Source organism: Myroides injenensis M09-0166 (genome assembly GCF_000246945.1).
In the GTDB taxonomy this organism is placed as follows: Bacteria; Bacteroidota; Bacteroidia; order Flavobacteriales; family Flavobacteriaceae; genus Flavobacterium; species Flavobacterium injenense.
Window position 1 is genome coordinate 1 of record NZ_BAEX01000134.1, and the last position, 5,248, is coordinate 5,248.

The following is a 5,248-nucleotide window of genomic DNA, read 5'->3' on the forward strand; positions in this document are numbered from 1 at the left end:
ACACGTAGTATAACATTGAAAAGTAAGTTATTCACAATTGTTTCATCTTATCAACATAGATAAATTACTAATTGTTAATAACTATCCTTTTTATATAGAGTTATCAACAAAAAGACATTTTTAAAATATATAAACACCTATTATTGTTCATAACTCTATTTTAATTATTCAGCGTTTAAATACAACATAAATTCATCTCTAGGAATTTCCCTTGCTCCTAAACTAGCTAAATGATCATTGTAAACCTGACAGTCAAGCAACTTATAATTATTTGCCTGTAAGTATTGACACAAATAAATAAATGCAACTTTACTAGCATTGGACACATAAGAAAACATACTCTCGCCACAGAAAATATCACCACAATCTACACCATACAACCCTCCTACTAATTCATTATCCTGCCATACCTCAACAGACTTAGCAATTCCACTGTCATGTAAATCACAATATGCCGCGAGCATTTCATCAGTTATCCAAGTGCCTTCTTGATTTCCCCTATCAATATTTTGACAAGCATTAATAACATCTTTAAAACAGTGATTAAAAGTAACTTTAAATGTATTTCTGTTTAAAATATTGCGCATACTTTTAGTAATCTTAAGCTCATCAAAGAACAATACCATACGCATATCAGGCGCCCACCAAGTAATAGGTTCGCCATCAGAGAACCAAGGAAAAATACCTGATTGATAAGCTAATGTTAATCGTTGCAAAGATAAATCACCTCCAAGAGCTAAAATACCTGATTCATGGGCATCATCTACTGGAGGAAAATAAATATAACGCTCGTCTAGTAATGTAATCATTATGTAAAAAAAATCCCTAAGATACTTAGGGATAGATTAAATATTAAAAAGGTAAATCGTCGTGATCTTCTTCATTATAACTTGAAGCCGGAGGGAATGAATTCCCAAAAGGGTTTTGCTGTTGGTTCCCTTGATTAAAACCTTGGGCTTGATTTCCTTGAGGAAAACCTTGATTTTGATTACCATTATTAGCAAATCCACTATTTTGATTTCCACCAAAACTAGTGTTTTGTTGATTCATATTATTTTGTTGCATGACAGCATTACCTGCTTGCTGATTAAATGAACCTTGGTTTTGTCCAAAGTTATTATTCATTGCTTGATTTTGCTGTCCTTGATAATTTTGTTGCTGAGTATTATTCTGCATATTTTGATCAGCATAACCTTGATTATCATAAGTTGGTTGATTTGGTTGCGTAGCCACTAATCTCTCAATTCTCCAACCTTGTATAGTATTAAAGTATCTCAATTCACCTTGTGGACTAGTCCACTCTCTTCCTCTCAAATTAATAGAAACTCTTACTGGTTCTCCTACTTGAAAAGAATCTAATAAATTAACTTTATCCTGAACAAACTCAATCATAAGGTGTTGCGGATATTGCTCTTCAGTAGTAACCACAAGTTCTCTCTTTCTAAAAGATGAACTAATATCCTGTGGCTGTCCTATTAATTTAATTCTTCCTGTTACTTCCATTGTATATATATTTTCCTCGTTTAAACTTTACAAATCTCTTATTTAGCTAAAATAACTTTCCATGCCAAAGGTACATTATTTTCTTCTAAATGCTTTTTAGCTATGTCAATTTTATCTTTTAGATTGCCATTCTTTATTACTTCAAGAACTTCAATATTTTCACTAATATAAACATCTATTTCTTCTTGAGAAGGTAATACCTCAATATTTCCAAGTATTCCTAATTCATTACCAGTAAATAGATTACTTTCTAATACTTCAGAGGGTAATGCATCTACTCCAACCCCTAAAGTAGTAAGTGGTTTTTCTACCTCAAACATTCCCATATTAGCACGCGTGTACCAGTTTCCACCCATTCTAGCAACTAAATCAATTTTATGCTGATCAATTTTATTATCTGCATCTAATATATCTTCATTAATATGCATCTTAACGACTTCGCAAACTACTAAATTACCTGCTCCACCTTGATCTCCTAAACCAATAACTTCCAAAACCACACATTCTAATTGAACAGGGCTTTCCTTTACTCGATATGGTCGTACCTCATCTGAAGGTAACATGGTCAGTCCTGACTTCACAAACTCGTTAACTCCATCTTTATATTCTGTACTAGATAATGAAGTCTGTTGAACCATTTCATAATTCACAATATTAATTACGACTTGACGAGTAGCCTGCACATTAAATAGGGTATGCTTAGCACTATTATCTCTAATCCTGCGCGATGGTGAGAATACAACTATCGGAGGATTTGCGCTAAATAGATTAAAAAAACTAAAAGGCGATAGGTTAGGTCTATTATCTGCATCTACAGTACTTGCTAGAGCAATAGGTCTTGGCCCAATAGCTCCCTGTAAGTAACCTTGCAATTCTACTGTAGAAATATCTTTAGGATTAATGGTTTTCATATTTATATGGAATTATCTCTTAAAAAAAGTAAATTTACAAAAGCTTTTAGGAAAGACGAAATTTAATAGTAAAGCTATTTCATTCTTATTAATGCTATTTTAATTCTAAAAAAATAAAGAAACTTGAGAAATAAAAAAGATATATTTCGCTGGATATCAATAAGCACAGCCTTCCTTACCCTATTATTAATTCTGTGGAATACTTATTCTTTTTTTCAAATGTACAAAGAGGAAGAAAGAATTAAAATGAATATATGGGCAGAAGCTTCAAAAACTTTTAATGATGCCAAAACTACTGATACTAATTTAGATCTGACTCTTTTAATTCTTACAGAGAATAGAACTATTCCCATTATTCAAACTACAAAAACGGACAGTATCTTATCAATGATTAACATTGACGATAAAGTTTCTGAAAATACTGAGAAATCCTACGCCTTTCTTAAAAAATTAAAATCCCAAAATACTCCTATCGAAATAAAAGTAGGAAGAGATGTACAATACTTATATTATGGCAACTCTTCTCTTCTCACTAAATTAAAATACTATCCTTTAGCCTTAGTACTTATATTTTTATTCTTTACTGTTTTAATTTTTAATTTCTACAGAAGTAATAAAAGTGCCACGCAAAATAAACTTTGGACAGGAATGGCAAAAGAAACCGCTCATCAAATCGGTACACCCTTATCATCATTACTTGGATGGATTGAGATAATGAAAATAGAAAATGTTGATGAACAAATTATTACTGAAATCGACAAGGATATAAAAAGATTGCAAATAATAGCTGACCGCTTTTCAAAAATAGGTTCTAAACCACAATTATCATCTATAGATATAGTATCAGAAACAAAAAAGATATTTGAATATATACAAGCTAGAAATTCAAAACAAATTAGCTTCACTTTAGATTGTCCTGACTACAAAGTTGAAATCCCATTAAACAAAGAGTTACATAGTTGGACAATTGAGAATTTGCTAAAAAATGCAATAGATGCAATGAAAGGAAAGGGTGCAATAGAAGTACTAATCCAAGATACTAATAAAATGATCAATATTTTTATAACAGATAATGGTAGTGGAATTCCGAAAAAGATGTTTAAAAAAATATTTGAACCTGGTTATACAACTAAAAAAAGAGGTTGGGGACTAGGTCTTTCACTAACAAAAAGAATCGTAGAAGACTTCCAAGGAGGCAAAATAAAAGTATTCCATTCAGAAATTGGAAAAGGAACAACATTCTGTATCGCATACAAAAAAACGCAGGCTAAATAACCTGCGTTTAATTTTTTTAATATACTCGAGAGTCTACAATTTACTTTTAATTGCATCCGCTACTTCTACAAATTCTTCTGGAGTCAACTTCTCTTTTTTACTGAATCTCATATCATCCATCTCTTGTAATGGTATCAAATGTACATGTACATGAGGAACTTCTAATCCTACTACAGCCATCCCTATACGTTTGCAAGGAATCGCTTTTTCAAGAGCAATAGCAACTTCTCTAGAGAATTTCATCAACTTTAAATAATGTTCTTCCTCCATCTCAAAGATTTTATTAATCTCTTTCTTAGGAATACATAGTGTATGCCCTTTCGCATTTGGATTAATATCTAAAAATGCAAGAAAGTCATCATTCTCTGCAACTTTATAAGCTGGAATCTCTCCACTTATAATTTTAGTGAATATAGAACTCATATTAAATCTTTTTAACTTTCTCTACTGATTTCTAATACTTCAAACTTCATAGTTCCATTAGGAACCTGAATCTCAGCTATCTCACCTACTTTTTTACCAAGTAACCCCTTCCCAATAGGAGAGGTAACAGAAATCTTACCAGCCTTTAAATCTGCTTCACTTTCCGCTACTAACGTATAAGTAATTTGCATTCCATTAGCTTGGTTTTTAATCTTAACCTTTGATAAAACTAAAACTTTTGATATATCTAGTTGTGATTCGTCTATTAATCTTGCGTTTGAAACTACTTCTTCTAATTTAGCAATCTTTAGTTCTAATAAACCTTGTGCTTCCTTTGCTGCATCATACTCCGCATTCTCAGACAAATCTCCCTTATCTCTAGCATCCGCAATTGCTTGTGAAGCCTTTGGACGCTCAACACTTTTTAACTGCTCAAGTTCGTCTTTCAACTTTTTTAATCCCTCTGCAGTATAATACGAAATCTTACTCATAATTAATGGTTTATATAAATAGAAAAAATCCCATTTAAGCGGGATTTCTTACAATAATATTATTTTTAATTTTCTTTATTCTATTATTAACTGTGCATCTATGCTTTGTCAAAGTTAAATAATTAAATTTGTTTTACAAATATTTATACTATGAAAAAGATAATGACAATTATTGCTATATTACTGATTACTATGGCATGTTCTAAAAGTGATAGCAATTACTATAGTCCTTATTTACCAAGTCAAAGTGTATATTTTTCGCTTGATCTGAGAAATCCAGAAGCAAATTCTGTAAGACTTCCAAACGGCATTTTTATCACTTATAACGCTGGTATATCAGGCATCGCTATATATAATAGTGGTGGTCATTATTTCGCCTACGAACTGACTTGCCCAAATCATGAAATATCGTATAATTGCTCTATTCTAAAACAAAAGAAACTTAATGATATCTTCGTGTATTGCACTTGTAAAGATCAACATGGTGGTGAAGAAGCAGTGTATAGTCTAATTAATGGACAGCCAATGAATAAAAAACTTAAATATCAATTAAAACCCTATCCCGTTTATCAACGTGGAGATTTTCTAGAGATAAGATATTAAAAAAGAAAGGTTATTGAGATGAATATCTCAAATACTACGTGT

7 protein-coding genes are annotated in these 5,248 nt (G+C 31.4%); 2 read left to right on the forward strand and 5 right to left on the reverse strand.

Annotated elements, in window-relative coordinates; all coding sequences use genetic code 11:
* Window positions 1-164: 164 nt before the first annotated feature.
* Genes aat through RH98_RS14565 form a run of 3 tightly spaced genes read right to left on the reverse strand, consistent with a single transcriptional unit; the run spans window position 165 to window position 2,414 of the window.
* On the reverse strand, window positions 165-809 hold the full coding sequence (aat, locus tag RH98_RS14555; protein WP_010256959.1) for a leucyl/phenylalanyl-tRNA--protein transferase: 645 nt from the start codon (window positions 807-809) through the stop codon (window positions 165-167).
* Window positions 810-852: 43 nt separating this feature from the next.
* Entirely contained in the window at window positions 853-1,503 is a 651-nt protein-coding gene (locus tag RH98_RS16250; RefSeq protein ID WP_010256963.1) for a DUF3127 domain-containing protein, read from the reverse strand.
* A 38-nt stretch (window positions 1,504-1,541) separates the two neighbouring features.
* Window positions 1,542-2,414 carry a flavin reductase family protein gene (locus RH98_RS14565; RefSeq protein WP_010256967.1) on the reverse strand — a complete coding sequence of 291 codons (873 nt, stop codon included), beginning with the start codon at window positions 2,412-2,414 and terminating at the stop codon, window positions 1,542-1,544.
* Between the two features lie 123 nt (window positions 2,415-2,537).
* On the opposite strand from RH98_RS14565, the gene RH98_RS14570 reads away from it, so the two are divergent.
* The gene (locus RH98_RS14570) at window positions 2,538-3,689 is read left to right on the forward strand and encodes a sensor histidine kinase (protein ID WP_010256971.1); all 1,152 of its coding nucleotides are present in this window, start codon (window positions 2,538-2,540) and stop codon (window positions 3,687-3,689) included.
* Between the two features lie 33 nt (window positions 3,690-3,722).
* On the opposite strand, the gene RH98_RS14575 is transcribed toward RH98_RS14570, so the two are convergent.
* Window positions 3,723-4,112 (reverse strand): HIT family protein, encoded by a 390-nt coding sequence (locus RH98_RS14575; protein WP_010256974.1) that lies wholly within the window; start codon window positions 4,110-4,112, stop codon window positions 3,723-3,725.
* A gap of 11 nt (window positions 4,113-4,123) precedes the next feature.
* Entirely contained in the window at window positions 4,124-4,603 is a 480-nt protein-coding gene (gene greA, locus RH98_RS14580; RefSeq protein ID WP_010256981.1) for a transcription elongation factor GreA, read from the reverse strand.
* A 150-nt stretch (window positions 4,604-4,753) separates the two neighbouring features.
* Here greA and RH98_RS14585 point away from each other — a divergent pair, with 150 nt between their 5' ends.
* Window positions 4,754-5,206 carry a Rieske (2Fe-2S) protein gene (locus RH98_RS14585; protein ID WP_010256985.1) on the forward strand — a complete coding sequence of 151 codons (453 nt, stop codon included), beginning with the start codon at window positions 4,754-4,756 and terminating at the stop codon, window positions 5,204-5,206.
* Window positions 5,207-5,248: the final 42 nt, after the last annotated feature.